Origin of the sequence: Psychrobacter sp. 1Y1 (assembly GCF_051847395.2) — a bacterium.
Lineage (GTDB): Bacteria > Pseudomonadota > Gammaproteobacteria > Pseudomonadales > Moraxellaceae > Psychrobacter.
On the sequence record NZ_JBPYDF020000001.1, the window covers coordinates 647452 to 665983 of the forward strand.

The following is an 18532-nucleotide window of genomic DNA, read 5'->3' on the forward strand; positions in this document are numbered from 1 at the left end:
ATATATTCTATTCTGTATTGGAAAATCAATAATTTAGCTCACATCTAACGATAAACTATCAGCACCTTCATCTAAATTAGCCTTACCGTTTTTGCTGCTGAGCTTAATTTTGAGGCGTAGATCATTAGGGGAGTCGGCATGTAGAATCGCTTCTTTATACGTTATCTCTCCTTGTTCGTACAAATCAAAAAGTGCCTGATCAAAGGTTTGCATGCCACTGTCTCGTGAGCGTGTCATTACATCTTTGATTTCATGGACTTCCCCTTTACGGATATAGTCACTGATCAGCTGCGAATTTAGCAAAATCTCAATAGCAGCGCGTCGTCCTTTACCGTCAGGTGTGGGGATAAGTTGCTGCGCGATAATAGCTTGTAGGTTCAATGACAAATCCATAAACAACTGATTATGGCGATTGGTTTCAAAGAAATGAATGATACGATCAATTGCTTGGTTAGCATTATTTGCGTGCAACGTTGCAAACACTAGATGGCCAGTTTCTGCGTACTGAATAGCATAACTCATGACTTCACGGTTACGAATCTCGCCGATTAAGATGACATCGGGTGCTTGGCGTAACGTATTTTTTAGGCCCGCTTCAAATGAATGGGTATCGATACCAACTTCACGCTGGGTAATAATACAGCCGCGATGTTTATGGACAAACTCGATAGGGTCTTCTATCGTAATAATATGACCATGAGAATTTTGATTGCGATGTCCTATCATTGCTGCAAGGGTAGTAGATTTACCTGTACCCGTTGCGCCAACTAATAGAACAATACCGCGTTTTTTCATGGCCAATTCTTTTAGCGCTGGCGGTAAACGTAATTCTTCGACCGTTGGAATATTATTTTCAATTTTTCTTAAAATCATTCCTGCCATGTCGCGTTGTACAAATGCACTGACTCGAAAGCGTGCTTGCTGCGCTTCATCAGAGATCGCAAATTGACACTCGTTGGTTTCTTCAAACTCTTTTTGCTGGCTTGGCGTCATTACACCTTTGACCAATCTCATGGTTTGCTCAGCACTCAAAGGTGTTCTACCGACAGGTAAAATTTTTCCATTCACTTTCATGGAAGGTGCTACGTCAGCAGTAATAAAAAGGTCAGAGCCATTTTTGCTGATCATTAACTGTAATAGTTTATCAATGTCCATATCGCACCTGCACCAGATGTAAGTCAATTAAAATCATATTTTAAATACGTCAATAAAAAGTAATAAAAAAAACAGAAACCATAAGTTGTTGGTTATTTTTAGTGGTATCTGTCAATACTATCTATCAGTACTACAAAAATGCCTCAGGTTGCTTGGCATAAGGACGTGCAACATCCTTACTAATGGTTCCCTTACTTACCAAGTTCTTTAACGTTTGATCGAGGGTAATCATGCCATCGCCTGCACCTGTTTGGATGGCAGAATACATCTGAGCGATTTTGTTCTCACGTATCAAGTTACGGATAGCAGGGGTGCCTATCATTATTTCATGGGCGGCTATACGTCCACCTGCTTGACGCCGTAATAACGTCTGTGAAATAACAGCTTGCAACGACTCGGATAGCATAGCGCGGATCATATCTTTTTCAGCAGCAGGGAATACATCAATAACACGGTCAATTGTCTTAGCCGCTGAGCTAGTATGCAAGGTACCGAATACTAAGTGACCAGTTTCTGCTGCCGTCAATGCCAAACGGATAGTCTCAAGGTCACGTAGCTCACCAACCAAAATAACATCGGGATCTTCACGTAGGGCAGAGCGCAATGCTGGCTCAAAACCCAAAGTATCACGGTGTACTTCACGCTGGTTAATCAAGCTTTTCTTAGATTGATGCACAAATTCAATCGGATCTTCGATAGTTAAAATATGCTCTTTACGGCTTTCGTTAATATAGTCAATCATCGCCGCAAGTGTTGTTGACTTACCTGAGCCTGTTGGGCCCGTGACCAATACCACACCACGCTTAAAGTCTGAAACGCGTCTAAAGACATCGCCCATACCTAAGTCTTCCATCGTTAATACTTTAGAAGGAATGGTACGAAATACAGCGCCTGCACCGCGATTTTGATTAAAAGCGTTGACACGGAAGCGTGCTAGATTAGGAATTTCAAAAGAAAAATCCGTTTCAAAAAACTCTTCAAAATCGGCACGTTGCTTATCATTCATGATGTCATAAATAAGCTGATGCACGACCTGATGGGTCATCTCTGGCATATTGATACGGGTCATTTCACCATCAACACGTATCATTGCCGGCATACCCGCTGAAATATGTAAATCTGACGCCTTATGCTTAACGGTAAAGCGCAGTAAGTCTTCGATATTAAGATTGTTTTTTTCGGCCATAATTTGATATTCCTATCACTTAGTCTAGGTAAGACAAAACACTATAAAAGTACGTGGTAAACTATTCATCGATAGCCTTAGTATAATAAGAAATGGCAAGAAGCTTACTAGTACAGGTCTTTACCATCACTAGCATATTCAGCAGCATATGTTAAAGCATGTAACAATATCATAACAAGACTGTGAGTATTTAACCATCTACTAAATTAAGAAAAACCAGAACTGTATCGTTTTAAAATAATTCTTATAGAAGTTATTTCTGATTTACTTTAAAAATCGGATAGTTGTGTTTTTTTATAATAAAAATTGCAGAAAAAATCTCAAAAAATCAATCAAGCAGTAAGGGCAGAATATGAAGGAAATGAATGGCAATATTGATGAAGTGACACTTATCGATAACTGGCAGCAAGTTAATACGCAGATGAAGCAAGCATGTGATCATACTGACAGACAGACTGATAATGTTATGCTGCTGGCTGTTTCGAAAACGAAACCTGCCGATATGATCGCAACTTTAGCGAAGCAGGGACAGTGTGATTTTGGTGAAAACTATCTACAAGAGGCCATCGAAAAAATTACTGCTCTTAAAGCTCAACCTGTAGGCGAGAGTATCGTTTGGCATTATATCGGTAGTATTCAACGTAATAAGACACGTGACATTGCAGAGCACTTTGATTGGGTGCAAACGGTTGAGCGCGATATCATCGCTAAACGGTTAAATGACCAACGACCAGCTGACCTGCCACCGTTGAATGTGTTGATTCAATTAAATATCGATAACGAAGATAGCAAATCCGGATGTTTGCCAGCCCAGTTGCCAGAGCTGATAACAGCGATCAAAGGGTATGAGCGCTTACAACTGCGAGGTTTGATGATTATTCCTGCTAAAGCAAATACGGATGCCTTTGCTCGAACTAAGCAGTTGTTTGAAGAGGTCAAAGCCGATTGTCCAGAATTAAATAATTGGGATACGCTTAGTATGGGTATGAGTGGCGATATGGCAGAAGCGATAGAAAACGGCACAACAATGGTACGTGTCGGCACCGCTATCTTTGGTCAACGTGCTTAAAACAATGTGAATAGGCTAGTTAAGCATTCTTTAACTAGCCAGTAAATTAAATGACATCTTCTAATTTGGTGACTAGCATCTGTGTGATTTTAAGATTATCAGTCGCAATAATCTCAAATCGATAATTGGCATACTCAATTGTGTCGGTCTTCTTAGGAATTTTTCGGAGCATATACATCATAAATCCACTGATAGTCTCGTAATTTTGACTGCGTGGTAGGTCGACGATATCTAATGCACGAATTACATCTTCGATAGGGGTCATGCCATCGATTAGCCACGAGTTGTCAGTGCGCTGGACAATAGGTTGTTCTTCTAGCGTTACCAACTCACCCATCACAATGCTCATCACGTCCTTTAAGGTGATAACACCAACGACTAGGGCATATTCATTCACGATGACCGCAAAATCAGCGCCAGTAGATTTAAACATTTCTAATACTTCAAACAAAGACAACGTATCAGGCACGAAAAGTGCTGGTTTTAATAGAGCTTTGTTTGTCAGGCTAACTTCTTGTTGGTTCAAAACCAAAGCTAAAAAGCTACGAGATTCCACATAACCAACGATATGTTCTAAATCGTCATCATGGCAAACCAAAAACTTATTGTGTGGCTGCTCAATCATGATATTCACGACTTCTTCGGTACTTGTCTTGGTATCAAAGTAAACGATATTTTCTCGAGGATTCATCACTGAGGTGACGGTACGCTCCTGCATATCAAAGATGTTTTCGATCAAGTGATGCTCTTGCTTCTTTAGTACACCTGCTTCAGCACCTGCATCCATCACTGCATAAATATCTTCTGGTGTCATATCATCTTGACGTATGGTTGAGATGCCAAAAAGCTTAAACAGGATATTCGCGGCCCCATCGAACACCCATATAATGGGCTTTAGTATAAATATCAACAACATCATTGGGCGTACGAGCCGTACCGCTATCGTCTCAGCATTTGACATGGCCAAACGCCTAGGCATTAGATCAGCAAGTAGTGAAAACAAACTCGTGATAAGTACAAATGATATAACCGATGCTATCGTTTCACTATTCAATAACTGCTCGAGATAAGGACTAATGGCCGACTCACCCACGGCACCAGCTGAAATAGCGACCGCATTTAGTACTATTTGTACAACGGTGATAAAACTACCAGGATGCTCCTGCATATTGATGACATCAAGTGCGCGAACATCGCCTTCTTTTGCCATAATTTGCAGCTTGATTTTGCGGCCTGCAGCGATGGCAATCTCAGCAGCAGAGACAAAGGTACTTAAGGCAAGCAGTAAAAGAAGAAAAACACTAGCGGTTAGCAAACTCATGACGTACTCGAAAAAGAAATAAAGATAATTAAGGCAAAATAGTTGGTGAAACTGTGTGGAAAAGAATATGGCTAGGTGTAAAAGTTTTTGGTGGATAAAAACCAAAAAAGCTGGGCAAGCACCCAGCTAATAGTAAAAATTCGATATCTTGTAAAACTAGTACCTCTCAACTTATAGATAGCAGAAATCGAGAGGTGTGTAGTAATTAACCTTTAATTGACCACTTATTGACCAATGGGTAACGACGCTCACGTCCAAAAGCTTTGTGGCTAATCTTAGTACCGATAGGAGATTGCAAGCGTTTGTATTCGCTGTTGTCTACCATTTTGATGACTTTGGCGACCATCTCAGCATCGAAGCCTTTATCAATAATTTCTTGATAGCCCATGTCTTCATCGATATATGACGTCAAAATACCATCTAACACATCGTAGTCAGGCAAGCTGTCTTGATCTTTTTGATCGGGACGTAGTTCAGCCGATGGCGGACGAGTAATAACGCGCTCAGGAATAACCGGCGTATCTTCTAAACGGTTACGATAGCTCGCTAATTTATAAACTTGAGACTTATATACGTCTTTTAGTACGTCAAAGCCGCCAGCCATGTCGCCATATAGCGTTGAGTAACCAACAGCCAATTCTGACTTGTTACCAGTCGTGATAACCAGATGACCGAATTTATTAGATAACGCCATCAAAATCACACCGCGAGCGCGCGCTTGGATGTTTTCTTCAGTCGTGTCCGCTGGCGACTTATTGAATAACGGTGCTAGCGTATGACGGATGCCTTCGACAGCGTCAAAAATAGGGCAGACGGTGTAAGAAACATTTAAGCGGCGCGCCTGTGCTTGAGCATCTTCTAGACTGATTTGAGAGGTATACTCGTATGGCATCATGACTGCATATACCTTGTCAGCGCCTAGAGCGTCAACAGCGATACAGAGTGTCAATGCTGAGTCAATACCACCTGACAACCCAACAATAATGCCAGAGAATCCTGAGTGATTAACATAGTCGCGTAGACCGACGACTAACGCCTGATACATTTCAGATTCACGGCTTAAGGTTAGAGGCGCTTTGGTCTGCTCGTTGAATTTAGCAGTTTTGACGTCTAACGTAGCTAGTAGCAACTGGTTCATAAAGCGCGGCGCTTCATGAGCAATACTACCGTCAGCTTGTACAGCCATAGAGCCACCATCAAACACTAGATCGTCTTGCCCGCCCACTGCGTTGACATAGACGATAGGTAGCTTGTTTTCACGGCTACGCTTGGCCAGCATAGTTTTGCGATTGTCCTGCTTTTCAATCTCAAAAGGCGAGGCGTTTAAGCTTACGATTAGATCAGCACCTTGCTTTTTAAGCTCAGATATAGGACCTTTTTCCCACAAATCTTCACAGATAAGCAGACCAATAGTAATGCCTTTATAGTCAAATAAAACTTGATTGCGACCTTTATCGAAATAGCGACGCTCATCAAACACGCCATAATTTGGCAAAATTTGCTTATGGTAAAAGCCTTTTTGATGACCATTGTGTAGGATGGCAGCAGAGTTAAAAGTACCGTGATGATCGACATGCGGATAGCCGACAATCATGACGATATCATCGATATCACTCAAAGTAGACAAAGCGCTTTTGACGCGACCTGACAAGCTTGGACGTAGCAATAAATCTTGTGGAGGGTAGCCTAGTAGCGCTAACTCTGGGAATACGATTATGTCAGCACCTTGTTCGCGTGCTTGTAATGCTAGGGTACGCATTTTTTCGACGTTGGTTGAGATATCACCGACCAAAAAATGTGATTGGGCTAAAGCAAAAGTGACAGTATCTTGTGGTTTGTTGTTCTTACTGGCTTCGTTTGAGGTGTTAGAGTTGGGGTTATCAGTGTCTTTTGACATTGTTATTGTTCCTATCGATATATTATTAAAATTTGGTGTGTCTGTATTGATTCAAATAAAATCAAATCCGAAATTAACTTAAAACTGCGATCTTGCATATCAAGCTCAAATATTGAGCTGATATGCTGAGTCTAAATCTCGTATAAGCCTTTATAAAAGACTTATGATTTTGCTCAAGTAACTCACTCTAAGTGATAGCGACACCCTGAAATTAGAACTTATGATAGTCTAAAAGAAGACGGTATAAGCGGGTGTTGAAATCTGGCTCAGAGGATTCGACGTCTGTACGACGATGTAAATAAATATGTGCAAATAAACTTAACTACACTGAAAAGCTTAAAATAATTGCTTTAGTATAACATCAATTGTCGTGACAAATAGAACGCACCAGTGGATTCCCTTATAAGATAACAGTTTAAAAGCTGTACATAAAAGCAGTTTTCAATACATCATTTTTACACATTAAATTCATGTATTATGCGCTAGTCATTATCGTCGTCATCTAGTAAGCTTGCATAGACAAAGTTGTAAGTAAAGATTACAACAACGCGTTATATAATTCACATGCTTTATTGCATAATAAAGCGTGCTAGCCGTATTTTTATTATTTTATTTACAATAATAAATGGCTGTGAATTCGTGGTATGAAACTGGGCATAGTCATACTATTTAATTGTCATATTACTTAATCCTCATATGACTTCATAAGTCCGACCCAATACTTTTTTGTATGATTCACAACTCTCGCTAACGGATATGGCTTACAGACAGTGTCTAAGAGCTGATATTCATCACACATTTATAAACTCGCCAGCAAAATTATCGTTTGCTGTCCGCTTTTGGTTTATACGCTATGATTGAAAACTGGACAAAAGAATTTATTATTCAGCGCTTATTGGCAATTACGTTGCTAGTGGTACTGTTCGTATTGTGTTTTCAAGTGGTGCAATTTTTTATTGTGCCAGCGCTGTGGGCAGCGATTTTGGCCTATGTGACCTTTCCTATTTATAATTTCTTCCATGAAAAGGTAAAGCTAAGCCCAGACTTTAGCGCCGCTATTATGACGGTGAATATTTCACTGATAATTGGTGTGCCAGTGGTTATCGGTGTGTTTATCTTGCAGCAAGAAGCTTTAAGTTTAATCAGTAATTTGATTTACCGTATCAAGGTAGGTTACTTAGATGTGCCTGACTCCCTCAAAGATTTACCTATCATCGGTCAGCAAGTCAAAGACGTGCTGTGGCGTATCAATAAAAACCCAGAAGGGACGCTAGAAGCTTTTCGCATTTGGGTTCAGTCGCATTTATATTATGGCAAAATAGCATTTGATGTGGTGTTCAGTAGTTTGGCCAAACTCGGTATGGCGTTAATGACGCTTTTCTTCTTTTACCGAGATGGCACCAGTCTGGTTCGGCAGATTCGTCAAGCGCTGCGTAACATTATCGGTAATCGCATCGACGGTTACATCGATTCTGTGGGTACAACTACGCGTGCCGTGGTATACGGCATCGGGCTGACGGCATTGGCTCAGGCTTTATTGGCAGGTATCGGCTATTACTTCGCTGGTGCACCAAGTCCTATTTTATTGACCATCGTTACTTTTATTATTGCCTTGATTCCGTTTGGCACACCATTCGTTTGGGGCAGTGTATCGATTTGGCTATTGAGCCAAGGCCATACTGCAGAAGGTATTGGCTTGGCACTATGGGGTGTATTGGTGATTAGCTGGGTGGATAACTTGATTCGTCCTATCGTCATTAGCGGCGCGACCAAAATTCCTTTTATCATTATTTTTATTGGGGTATTAGGTGGTCTTACAGCATTTGGTTTTGTTGGTTTGTTTATTGGGCCTGTCGTGTTGGCTATCGGGCTTGCAGTATGGCGCGAGTGGATATCGCAGCATAAGAATGAGATATTTGCTCAGCAAGAGGTGATGCTTTCTGACCCTCGTGCGATAGATCCTGTGCACGAACCAGAATAACAAGTCGCTAGCAAATACGATGTAAAAAATTATCGATAGAGACGATGAATAATGACAAATGAGAATATGGCAGAATCGACGAATAATAAGATCGATAAATTAAGCACAATTAAAAATATCACTATTTTAGCGGACAGTAACATCGCCAGTCTGAATGATTTTTTTAATGATTCTATGCTTGGTCAGCTGACTGAGCATACGGTTGATATCATTACTGTCGCTGGTCGAGATATCGATGCAGCGTTACTTGCCGATGTACAGTCAGATGTATTGCTGATACGGTCGGTGACGAAAGTAGACGAAACGCTATTGATTGATAATAACAGCGTGCAGTTTGTCGGGTCTGCGACTATTGGTACCGACCATGTAGATCAAGATTATCTAGCGTCTCGTAATATCACTTTCGCCAATGCGGCCGGTTGTAGCAAGCATTCTGTGGCTCAGTATGTGTTGACGGCTGTTTTTACTTTGTGTCCGCAGTATTGGCAGCAGTCGGCGTCATTAACATTAGGTATCATTGGCCTTGGCAATATCGGCAGTACGCTTGCTCAATATGCCTATGATCTGGGTTGGCAGGTGCTAGGTTATGATCCCTTGTTACCAGCCTCTAAAACTAATAATGCTAGCTTGGAGCAGGTGCTTAGCCAAAGTGACGTGATCAGTCTTCATGTGCCTTTGACTAATGAGAAGAATGCGACGAATCCTAAAGGTAGTGATTACCCAACACGTCATCTGATTAATGCAGCTGCATTGGCAATGATGCCTGCGGATACGATATTGATTAATAGTGCGCGCGGGCCTGTGATTGAGGAAAGTGCGCTTGAAACAGACATTGAGCGTACTGGACGTCAAGTGGTGCTAGATGTGTTTGAGCATGAGCCAAAGATTGCAGTAAGCTTGCTATCCAAACTTGCTATTGCCACACCGCATATCGCTGGCTATACGCTAGAAGGTAAGCTACGTGGCACACAAATCATTTATGATGCCTTGTGTGAAAAATTATCGATACATCCAGCTCAATCTATGTCCAATCTGCTACCGCTAAATATGTTCTTATGGTCTGAACTAAAATCATATCCAGATAGACTGCCAAAGTTTTATGACATCATGCAAGATGATACCTCGTTGCGAAATAAATCAGTTGGTGGGCAAGTAAATGGTGCTGACTTCGACGGTCTGAGACGTGATTATCACTTGCGCCGTGAGTGGCAGTTTTAATTAAACAAGATACTGAGCAACCAATTATTCATCAGTCGCAGTAGAGCCCAATGACTCAAGCAAACAACATTTCTTCGCAGCCTATTACTTCTAAGCCTAGCTACGCGCCAACCATGACACTTGCAATGGCACAACAGCGTGCGCAATTTATCAGCAATATTCGTCAGTTTTTTACCAGTCGACAAGTGCTAGAAGTGCAGACACCGCTATTATCCCAAGCAGGCAATACAGACACTTTTTTGCAGTCTGTAGCAGCTCACGTGACCTATCAAGACCGTCCACACACTTATTATTTGCATACCTCGCCTGAATTTGCGATGAAGCGTTTATTAGCCAGCTGGCAAGTACCTATTTATCAGATTTGTCCTGTCTTTCGTGATAACGAAATAGGCACGCGTCATAATATTGAATTTACGATGCTTGAATGGTATCAACCTCGTTATAGTCTGGACGACATGGCAACTGAACTTAATGAGTTGTTAGAGGCACTTTATGGCCATTCAATTGTGATGAGTCATTATCGCTATGTCGATGCCTTTATGGATTTTGTAGGTATCCATCCGTTGACAGCGAGTTTAACTGCATTACAAGCCGTGGCAGAAGATATGGGTTTGACAGGATTTGATTTTAATAATGCTGACGATAGCGAAGAAAACCGTCGTCAGAGCTGGTTGGATTTATTGTTCAGTCATGCCGTAGAGCCAAACCTAGGTCATGATTTGCCGACATTAATTATAGAGTATCCACCTGCGACTGCTGCGTTAGCGAAGACAGCTGTGGACAAAGACGGTAATAAAATCGCAAAACGTTTTGAGCTGTATATTAATGGCATTGAGATCGCCAATGCCTATGATGAGCTAGCAGATGGTCAAGCATTGCGTGACCGTTTTGAACAAGACAATCAATTACGCGCGCGTCATAATCTACCTCAAATGCCAATCGATGAGCATCTATTAGCTGCCTCCAATGATTTGATGCCATGTAGTGGTATTGCAGTCGGTATGGATAGATTGCTTATGGTGTTAACAGGTGCGAAAAGCTTGGAAGAAGTCATTTCTTTTCCTAGTGGGCAAGCATAATTGAGCGTGCGTCTTTTGAATTAGCTATAATCTAAATATATAATAAAAAGGTCGTTGCCGATTTACCAATTAGATATTGGCGAATCGATAACGACCTTTTGTATTGGCTGCTTTTAAAATCTAGCAGATACAACCAATTTTGCTACTGCTAAATTTATTTATACCGTAGAAACTGCTTCATTGATATCAATGTCACCATTGTGTAGGTTGAAGACTTTGCCTATGGTGTTATCTGCGGTTAGCACCGCGGCTAGCGTTGTCGCTACATCTTCGATGGCATTCTCACCAGAGCTGGTATCATTAATAGTGATTTTACCTGTACCAGCGCGTTCTTTTAGTGCGCCTGGCTGTACGATAGTGTAATCAAGCGAGCTGTTATTCACTAACCAGTGATCGGCGTAGTGTTTAGAGATGTAGTATTCTTTTAGATCTGCAATACCAGGGTTTTCGTCCCATTTTTCAGTTTCTAATGAAAAGACTGAGCTCAGCATAATATAACGCTTGATACCTTTATCTTGTGCAGCCTGCATCGTTTTTACAGCACCATGCAAATCAACTTCTAAGACGTTCTTGCCACCAGATCCTGCAACAAAGTAAACAGCTTCGATATCCTTATCCATTTGCTTTTCAATAGAGTCTTTACTGGCTGTAATGTCTAAATCTAGCTGGGTATAGTTGTCATTATCAAATAGTTTTTCTTTCTGACGAGTCGTGCCAATAACTTGATGGCCATCAGCCAATAACTGCTTAACCAAATCACCGCCCACTCGACCACTTGCACCAACGACTAAAATTTTCATAATCATTCCTATTTTTATTTAAATTCTATTGTTTAAATTATTCAGTAAGTTTATTTATCTTAAAAACTGAATATAGAGTAACAAAGATAGGTAGCACGCTTCGTTATAAAGCGTGCTGATTGAATAGTGTTTGGTTATAGAGTGTATACAGTTTGCAAGGAAGCAAACGTTGGCTAAATAATGTTACTTAATAGAAGACAGGATGGGTAGGCGTCAGATAGAACGATAAAAGGCATTAACGAACCAAGCGATTGAGACCATCCGCAAAGGCTTTTTTATCCCGATCGCCGTAAGGTTTTTGCCCGCTCATTTCCTGCAATTCTAGGACGCCAGTACCGCGCATGGTATCCATAAAGTCGCGCATATTGAGCTTTTGCTTGATGTTGTTCTTATCATAGATCACGCCGCGCGTCGTCAATACCATACCACCTTTGTCCAAAATGTCATTGGCCAAAGGGATATCGCTAGTGATAGCCAAGTCACCAGCCTGTATCTGCTCAACGATATAATCATCAGCTTTGTCGAACCCTGATGGCACGACTGTCATGACAAGTAAGGGCGACTTGCGTAGCTTAATCGGCTGATTGGCCACAAATATGGCCATGGTCTTGGTACGTTCAGCCGTTTTAATAATTAGGTCTTTGGCAATCAATGGCACCGAGTCTGCGTCCACCCATATCTGCATTATTTTTTGGCCTTCTCAGATTTTAATGGAGTAGCAGTCAGGCTGTCTGCTTGGCTGTCTTTATTGTCTAGTTCATCAGCTGTGGCATCATTTTGAGCACTGTTCTGAGTACTGTTTTTAGCATTACTCGTAGTATCGACGTCTACTTTACTAGGCTGAGTATCTACGTTTGCATACTCTTTATCCAGACCAACCTTGTTTGGCAAGATAGCGACCAATTTTGCCATAGCAGGCTCTAAATCTGTCACGTCATTAGGCATCAGGGTTATATGAGCAATCTTGCGATCGTCACGCTCAGCCTTATGATAGCTATGGTAATGAGCGCCATCGATGTTTAGCACTGCACTGATATCAGGATATTGACCCAGTACATTCACCATAATCGCAGGATGCACATTATCTGTATCGCCTAATGGCAAGTTGACTACAGCACGGATATGATTCTCAAACTGACTGGTAATAGCGCCTTCGATACTCCAGTGTCCAGAGTTGTGGACCCGTGGTGCGATCTCATTCGCCAGTATCGCGTTATGACCGCGAGCATCTTTGGTGACGAATAATTCAAGCGCCATAACGCCGACATAATCCAAGTGATTCATGACTTTAGTAATGGCATCTGTTGCTTGTTGAAACAGGTGACTCGTGCCAACAGCAGGTGCTTGAGTTTTGGCCAAAATACCGTTGTGATGATGGTTTTCGACCAAATCGTAACAGCGTACCTGACCATTTTGCGCTCTTGCTGCAATGATAGACACTTCACGACTAAAGTTAATAAAACCTTCAGCAATTAATGGCGCAGGTGTTGGCGTAAGTGAGCCTTTACCGCTGACGGCGTCTTTTAAATCTAGCCAAGCAGCTTTAATGTCACCGTCTTGCTTGATGACGAACTGTCCCTTACCGTCGTAACCGCCTCGGCTGGTTTTTAGAACGATAGGCAGTCCTAACTCTTTACAAGCGTGCTTGAGCTCAGCTTCAGAATTGACTTCCATAAATGGCACGGTTGCGATATCAAGCGTGTTGAACATCTGCTTTTCTTTTAGACGATCTTGAGCGATATCAAGCGCAATCAGTGGTGGGAACATGCCTTGCTTGCTACCAGATTTTGACAAGCTAACCAGCTGCTCAACAGTAGACGTTGGCGTGTTTTCAAACTCTAAGGTAAATACGTCCGCTGCTGCGATAAAGTCTTCTAATTGATCGCTATGAAAGACACGACCGTATAAGCTGGCAGGGCATTCTGGATTGTCTTCTAAGAATACGCATTGGTAACCCAATGGCATAGCGGCTTCGGCAAGCATCATACCAAGCTGACCACCGCCTAAAATACCGATGGTACGAATGGTTTGGGTAACGGGATAAGCGTTTGCTGTAGTCATGGCAGGCTCTTTGGATAAAAGTGAATAAGGTGTTTGGTCTATGAAAATCTAAAACTCAATGGGTGAAAATAGGAAAAGGTGCACTGTATGCACCTTATCTCTACTCGGAATTTCTTAAAAATTATATATTGATAGCTTCAATCGGTAAGCTATCAATATAAAAGACGCTGCTATAAAAGTAGGTCATTTTATATTTATCTAAGGATTGATAATACCTGGTGTTGGGCTAGCAAGAATAGTCTCAGTCTGAGACTGGCGCATTTGATCAAGCTTGGTAGCGATCGTATCATCATGCAATGCCAATACTTGAATTGCAAGTAGAGCAGCATTATAAGCACCAGCAGTACCAATCGCCAAAGTACCAACAGCGACGCCTTTTGGCATTTGTACGATAGACAGTAGACTATCCCAACCGCTCAACATAGATGACTTTACAGGGACACCAAAGACAGGTAGCGGCGTTTGACTGGCACACATACCTGGGAGATGAGCGGCACCGCCTGCACCAGCAATGATCACTTGTAGACCATTATCTTTTGCGCTTTTGGCATAATCAAATAATCTGTCAGGCGTACGGTGTGCAGAGACCACTTCACAATCAAAAGCAATGTCAAAGTCTGCAAGCAATTGCGCAGCAGCACTCATAGTTGCCCAGTCAGACTGCGAACCCATGATAATGCCGACTTTCGGCTGACCAGCAGGGGAGGTGATTGGACCGTTCTGGTTAGCAGCAGTATTCGTGGTGCTCATGATTGGATATCCTCAAAAAGACCATCATACAAAAATTTTGCTATGGTCGTAAAGCCAAGTTTGACTTTTAATACTGGTATGGCGCTAATTGCATCGATATCACGATTTTATATATGTTTTTCATCGTGATAATGCTGAACAAAGTGATTGGCTGTCAATGGTAATGGTTGTTCGGTATCCAATTGATAGCACGTTAGATAGCCGCTATCTACTGCAGCAGAGTAGTCAGTACAGGCAACTTGTGGACTGAGTGGCTCAGGTGTGCCAGTGAGCCAATAGTGCCCGACAAACACAGGTTTATGAGTTTTTAGCGCAAATTCAATATTTTCAGCCAACGCATCAGGCGGTATCTGTGCCAATGCGGACGATGGAGCACGAGACACTTCACGAAGTGTGCGTGTATTTAACTCATCTAGCCACCAGCGTACTCGTACTCGTGTACGCTCAGTACCTTCTTTATCTACCATCACAATGCCATCAGGTAAGCTTGTTTCAACCCCTTTTAGTACTCGCTCTAAAGCGTCAAAGGCGATGGTATCTTCTTTAGCCGTCGCGATTAAACCTGCTGGAGTCAGACAGTTATCGTCAGTCAGAAGGGGTTTTAGTATTGCCATGCTATCTGTATCCCAGCAAGCATGTACAAAACAGGCGTAGTCGGTCTCAATCCATAATGGAATTTCGTATAAACGCTGCAACCAGTACTCATGTTGCTCTGAGCCAAATGGTATCTCTGCTAAAAACGCCTCGTGTTGGCGTCTGTGGATGTCGTTGTGCGAGCGTAAATACTGGCTAGTATTATCGGGATCGCGCGTGGCATATGCCAATGCATTATATTCATGGTTGCCCATCACTGCATCGGCTACATCGGCATCTAGCATTGCAAAGACAATCTCTAACGTGGCTAATTGCTGCGAACCACGATCGATCAAATCGCCGATAAACAACGCCCTGTGACCTGTTGGTGGCACGAAATGCTGACCGTTATGCTCATAGCCCAACTGATGCAGCAGACCGATCAGTTTGTCTGCATAACCATGTATATCACCGATAATATCTATAATCATAATGTATTACTAAATCTCAAATGTAGAAGTGTACCCTGCGCAAAATAGTATTTATAGAGTATAACCGTCTTTAAAGTGATAGCTTTACTATACGTAGAAATGTCTAAAATCCTGGTGATAGCAACGCATTGATAAAGTGCGGTAGTACTTTTGGTTCCAAAACAATCGTGGCGATAACGCCAAATGCGCCGCCCCACATATGAGCCATGTGATTGATGTTTGAACCACCGCGTCGATCCGCATAGATACTATAAAATATATAGGCCACGGCAAATAGTATTGCAGGAATAGGAATCACGGCAAAGAGATAGATTCTCTCCCATGGTGCTAACAGAATAAAAGCAAACAGCACAGCTGATACGCCGCCTGATGCGCCTAGACTCAAATAACTGGCGTTGTTCTTATTTTTCACGTAACTTGGAATCATGGCAACAATAATTGCCAAAACATAAAAAACCACAAAACCGTAGCCGAATAAAAACGGCTGATATAGTCCTTCGATAGCACGTCCAAAGAAATACAAAGTAAACATATTAAAGAGCAAATGCATACTATCAGCATGAATAAAGCCGTGGGTCACAAAGCGATCCCATTGCCCATTGTTGACTGCTGGCGGGTAAAAAATCAATCGATTAAATAGCGTCTTGTTTTGCCAAGCCAATAAGCTGACAATAACGGTAATTATGATAATAAGCGTCGTATGGTTTAACAAAGGAAAATCCTTAGGCCGTGCCTGATATGTGACAATGTTACAAATGACAAGCTACAAATGACAATATTCAAAGCCTAAGCGTTACGGCTGATTAAAAAGTAAGTTTGACGTCTGATCCGTATTAAGTACTAACCATTAGCAATAGACTAATACTAACAGCAGTTGCGATAACGCGAATACCTATTGTGTGACAAAACGATGCTTTTTTATGCGGTTATAGTGAATAATGTAGCAGTGTACCATCAACATAAGTGAAACTTTTAAAGCAAGGTTAAAGACGAGAGTAGTGTTCATTCATCCGCGCTGAGATTAATCTTTTAGATAAAGAAGCAACGTACACAAGTGACATGGATAAAAATAAAATAAGTGCTCAATTTTGCACATTCAAATAAGGCTGATAGAGGCAGTGGAATATGAACATTATTGACCAGCTAGAACAAACGGTAACCCCAGCTGTAATGGGTAATGATGACAGCAATAATGTCGCCTATGTCAGTCTACTTGAGCAGTTTTATGCTGTTTTGGCTGCGCGCCTAGCTGTGCCACAGGTTTACTCACAGTTGCTGCGTACTGATCAAGTAATTACTAGCACTAATAATGAAAGCCCTTTATTTGAACAAATATGGCAAGATAAAAGTCTGCAAGAGACTATAGTCCAAGAGTTGTCAGCCACTCATCACATTGATGAGCAGACAACTGAGCAATTACTAATTAGTGCCGCGCCGTTGGCATATCGTGAACTAAAAATATTGGCCAATGGGCAGTTTTTGCCAGCATTTTTACAAGAAAAGCAGGCTGCTTTACGTCCATATTTACCTATTTGGGCAGCCGCTGTGATTACTGCTACTCAAAGCGTTAGTCAGCAAATACAAAAAAGCTTTGGTTCAGATGATGACCATGTGCCAGTACATGTGCCAGTAAGTGACGACATATCGAATAGACTTGACGACGCTACTTTAGATACTGGCATAGTCGCACCAATAACAAATAATGATGTAGAAAGCATAGAGCAAATATCAACTGCTGAGCGCGCAGACACTGAAGCCCTAGATGACAATACGATGGCCAATAGCGATGCTATTCATGCCAATCCAGCAGCCTACCACTTGGCAGAAAATCGTAACTTAAAACATGCACAGGTGCGTACTCGTAATCAACGAAACGATCTACTAATACGTGTATTTTTATTAATAGTAGCTCTAGCTGCGCTTGCACTAGCAGCATGGGCATTATTAGTGAAACCCAATAATGAAATACCAGTAGAGCCTGTGGCCACGGCACCTGTTGAACCACAGCCAGCACCCGTGCCTCCTGTACCAACAACGACTCCTGTTGAGCTTATTGTCGGTGTAGACAACGGCGGTAACTTGTACACTTGTAGCGCGACCGTTGGCGATGCTGCACTGCAAAGCACGTTGCAACAGGCACTCAATACAAGCTTTGGTGAGCAGGCAAGTATTTGTGAATTAAACATACAGGATGGGGTAGCAACCACAATCGCTAATATGCCTGCCGAAATACTGTCCAATGTCTTGACGATGCTTAGATCAACACCATTTGCACGTTTGCATGTGCAAAATGATCGTCTCACACTGGAGGCGCCAGACAATATGCTGCTGCAAAAACTGGTTACAGAAGTACGCAACTTAGCACCAGCGATGGTGGTCGAGAGTACAGCACCATTACCGTTGCCTGATAATAGCAATATTGGTGATGCTACGAATAACATGGCAAACGCAAATAACCAGTTTGTAGATGATGGGGCGGGGATTAATAATCAATTCAATAATAATGGGGTAAATAGTAACTCTGGCGAATACCAAGCATCAGATGATGATACTGGAGATCGTGTGATACCAATTCCTTTGCCTAACAATAATAATAGCTTTAATAATGCGCCTAACAATCTGCCTACTAATGGCGCGAGTAATATTCCCAACAACTTTCCTTCGAATAATCAAACGACCAGACCGCCAGGCCCTTTTTCACCTTCAGAAGTGGATGAGATGGCAAACACGGTTATCGTTGCTGAACCAGCTCAAGTTAGGTAGTTTTTATAAGGCACGCTGTTTTATAGGGCGTGTCTTTTTATATGGCCTATCTTTTCATGTAGCTTGGCTATAGTTACGTGTGCCATCCGAAACATTACTTACTGTATCATTTGCACAACAACGTACAGACTGTGAATAGCAGCTTAAGAATTTTATAATAATCAAAACCAAATAAAGTAGTTTGATGG

15 protein-coding genes are annotated in these 18532 nt (G+C 41.8%); 5 read left to right on the top strand and 10 right to left on the bottom strand.

Annotated features, from left to right (window positions below):
- Positions 1-33: 33 nt before the first annotated feature.
- Both ACS8FA_RS16790 and ACS8FA_RS16795 read right to left on the bottom strand, forming a co-directional pair.
- Positions 34-1155 (bottom strand): PilT/PilU family type 4a pilus ATPase, encoded by a 1122-nt coding sequence (locus ACS8FA_RS16790; protein ID WP_165598362.1) that lies wholly within the window; start codon positions 1153-1155, stop codon positions 34-36.
- A 130-nt stretch (positions 1156-1285) separates the two neighbouring features.
- Positions 1286-2341: a type IV pilus twitching motility protein PilT gene (locus ACS8FA_RS16795; RefSeq protein ID WP_057758253.1), complete on the bottom strand. Its 1056-nt coding sequence runs from the start codon at positions 2339-2341 to the stop codon at positions 1286-1288.
- A gap of 352 nt (positions 2342-2693) precedes the next feature.
- On the opposite strand from ACS8FA_RS16795, the gene ACS8FA_RS16800 reads away from it, so the two are divergent.
- Entirely contained in the window at positions 2694-3410 is a 717-nt protein-coding gene (locus tag ACS8FA_RS16800) for a YggS family pyridoxal phosphate-dependent enzyme (protein WP_439264238.1), read from the top strand.
- 46 nt (positions 3411-3456) lie between these two features.
- Here the strand turns inward: ACS8FA_RS16800 and paeA are convergent, their stop codons facing one another.
- Both paeA and ACS8FA_RS16810 read right to left on the bottom strand, forming a co-directional pair.
- Entirely contained in the window at positions 3457-4731 is a 1275-nt protein-coding gene (gene paeA / locus ACS8FA_RS16805; RefSeq protein ID WP_439264240.1) for a polyamine export protein PaeA, read from the bottom strand.
- Positions 4732-4936: 205 nt separating this feature from the next.
- Positions 4937-6628 carry an NAD+ synthase gene (locus ACS8FA_RS16810; protein ID WP_439264242.1) on the bottom strand — a complete coding sequence of 564 codons (1692 nt, stop codon included), beginning with the start codon at positions 6626-6628 and terminating at the stop codon, positions 4937-4939.
- A gap of 853 nt (positions 6629-7481) precedes the next feature.
- Here ACS8FA_RS16810 and ACS8FA_RS16815 point away from each other — a divergent pair.
- The 3 genes from ACS8FA_RS16815 to epmA all read left to right on the top strand — a co-directional run bounded on the left by ACS8FA_RS16815 (position 7482) and on the right by epmA (position 10906).
- On the top strand, positions 7482-8609 hold the full coding sequence (locus ACS8FA_RS16815) for an AI-2E family transporter (protein WP_439264244.1): 1128 nt from the start codon (positions 7482-7484) through the stop codon (positions 8607-8609).
- A gap of 108 nt (positions 8610-8717) precedes the next feature.
- Positions 8718-9827 (top strand): 4-phosphoerythronate dehydrogenase, encoded by a 1110-nt coding sequence (locus ACS8FA_RS16820; protein ID WP_439264300.1) that lies wholly within the window; start codon positions 8718-8720, stop codon positions 9825-9827.
- A gap of 50 nt (positions 9828-9877) precedes the next feature.
- Positions 9878-10906, top strand: coding sequence for an EF-P lysine aminoacylase EpmA (epmA, locus tag ACS8FA_RS16825; RefSeq protein ID WP_439264246.1), 1029 nt, complete (start codon positions 9878-9880; stop codon positions 10904-10906).
- A gap of 158 nt (positions 10907-11064) precedes the next feature.
- Here epmA and ACS8FA_RS16830 read toward each other — a convergent pair whose 3' ends face one another.
- The 6 genes from ACS8FA_RS16830 to ACS8FA_RS16855 form a co-directional block, all read right to left on the bottom strand.
- Positions 11065-11706 carry an NAD(P)H-binding protein gene (locus ACS8FA_RS16830; protein WP_439264248.1) on the bottom strand — a complete coding sequence of 214 codons (642 nt, stop codon included), beginning with the start codon at positions 11704-11706 and terminating at the stop codon, positions 11065-11067.
- A 235-nt stretch (positions 11707-11941) separates the two neighbouring features.
- Complete coding sequence (locus ACS8FA_RS16835; protein WP_439264250.1) at positions 11942-12391, bottom strand: YaiI/YqxD family protein; 450 nt, start codon at positions 12389-12391, stop codon at positions 11942-11944.
- Entirely contained in the window at positions 12391-13767 is a 1377-nt protein-coding gene (locus ACS8FA_RS16840) for a 5-(carboxyamino)imidazole ribonucleotide synthase (RefSeq protein ID WP_439264251.1), read from the bottom strand. The genes ACS8FA_RS16835 and ACS8FA_RS16840 overlap by 1 nt, the downstream gene beginning before the upstream one ends.
- A gap of 198 nt (positions 13768-13965) precedes the next feature.
- Positions 13966-14517 (bottom strand): 5-(carboxyamino)imidazole ribonucleotide mutase, encoded by a 552-nt coding sequence (gene purE / locus ACS8FA_RS16845; RefSeq protein ID WP_075107754.1) that lies wholly within the window; start codon positions 14515-14517, stop codon positions 13966-13968.
- Positions 14518-14624: 107 nt separating this feature from the next.
- Positions 14625-15581 carry a metallophosphoesterase gene (locus ACS8FA_RS16850; RefSeq protein WP_439264253.1) on the bottom strand — a complete coding sequence of 319 codons (957 nt, stop codon included), beginning with the start codon at positions 15579-15581 and terminating at the stop codon, positions 14625-14627.
- A gap of 103 nt (positions 15582-15684) precedes the next feature.
- The gene (locus ACS8FA_RS16855) at positions 15685-16293 is read right to left on the bottom strand and encodes a rhomboid family intramembrane serine protease (RefSeq protein ID WP_165598370.1); all 609 of its coding nucleotides are present in this window, start codon (positions 16291-16293) and stop codon (positions 15685-15687) included.
- 413 nt (positions 16294-16706) lie between these two features.
- On the opposite strand from ACS8FA_RS16855, the gene ACS8FA_RS16860 reads away from it, so the two are divergent.
- A complete protein-coding gene (locus ACS8FA_RS16860; protein WP_439264256.1) occupies positions 16707-18344 on the top strand; it encodes a hypothetical protein in 1638 nt (545 codons plus the stop codon).
- The last annotated feature ends 188 nt before the right edge of the window (positions 18345-18532 follow it).

Excerpts from the sequence above, each read along its gene's own strand:
- ACS8FA_RS16790 (WP_165598362.1), bottom strand. The coding sequence starts at position 1,155 with ATGGACATTGATAAACTATTACAGTTAATGATCAGCAAAAATGGCTCT.
- ACS8FA_RS16795 (WP_057758253.1), bottom strand. The coding sequence starts at position 2,341 with ATGGCCGAAAAAAACAATCTTAATATCGAAGACTTACTGCGCTTTACC.
- ACS8FA_RS16800 (WP_439264238.1), top strand. The coding sequence starts at position 2,694 with ATGAAGGAAATGAATGGCAATATTGATGAAGTGACACTTATCGATAAC.
- paeA (WP_439264240.1), bottom strand. The coding sequence starts at position 4,731 with ATGAGTTTGCTAACCGCTAGTGTTTTTCTTCTTTTACTGCTTGCCTTA.
- ACS8FA_RS16810 (WP_439264242.1), bottom strand. The coding sequence starts at position 6,628 with ATGTCAAAAGACACTGATAACCCCAACTCTAACACCTCAAACGAAGCC.
- ACS8FA_RS16815 (WP_439264244.1), top strand. The coding sequence starts at position 7,482 with ATGATTGAAAACTGGACAAAAGAATTTATTATTCAGCGCTTATTGGCA.
- epmA (WP_439264246.1), top strand. The coding sequence starts at position 9,878 with ATGACTCAAGCAAACAACATTTCTTCGCAGCCTATTACTTCTAAGCCT.
- ACS8FA_RS16830 (WP_439264248.1), bottom strand. The coding sequence starts at position 11,706 with ATGAAAATTTTAGTCGTTGGTGCAAGTGGTCGAGTGGGCGGTGATTTG.
- ACS8FA_RS16835 (WP_439264250.1), bottom strand. The coding sequence starts at position 12,391 with ATGCAGATATGGGTGGACGCAGACTCGGTGCCATTGATTGCCAAAGAC.
- ACS8FA_RS16840 (WP_439264251.1), bottom strand. The coding sequence starts at position 13,767 with ATGACTACAGCAAACGCTTATCCCGTTACCCAAACCATTCGTACCATC.
- purE (WP_075107754.1), bottom strand. The coding sequence starts at position 14,517 with ATGAGCACCACGAATACTGCTGCTAACCAGAACGGTCCAATCACCTCC.
- ACS8FA_RS16850 (WP_439264253.1), bottom strand. The coding sequence starts at position 15,581 with ATGATTATAGATATTATCGGTGATATACATGGTTATGCAGACAAACTG.
- ACS8FA_RS16860 (WP_439264256.1), top strand. The coding sequence starts at position 16,707 with ATGAACATTATTGACCAGCTAGAACAAACGGTAACCCCAGCTGTAATG.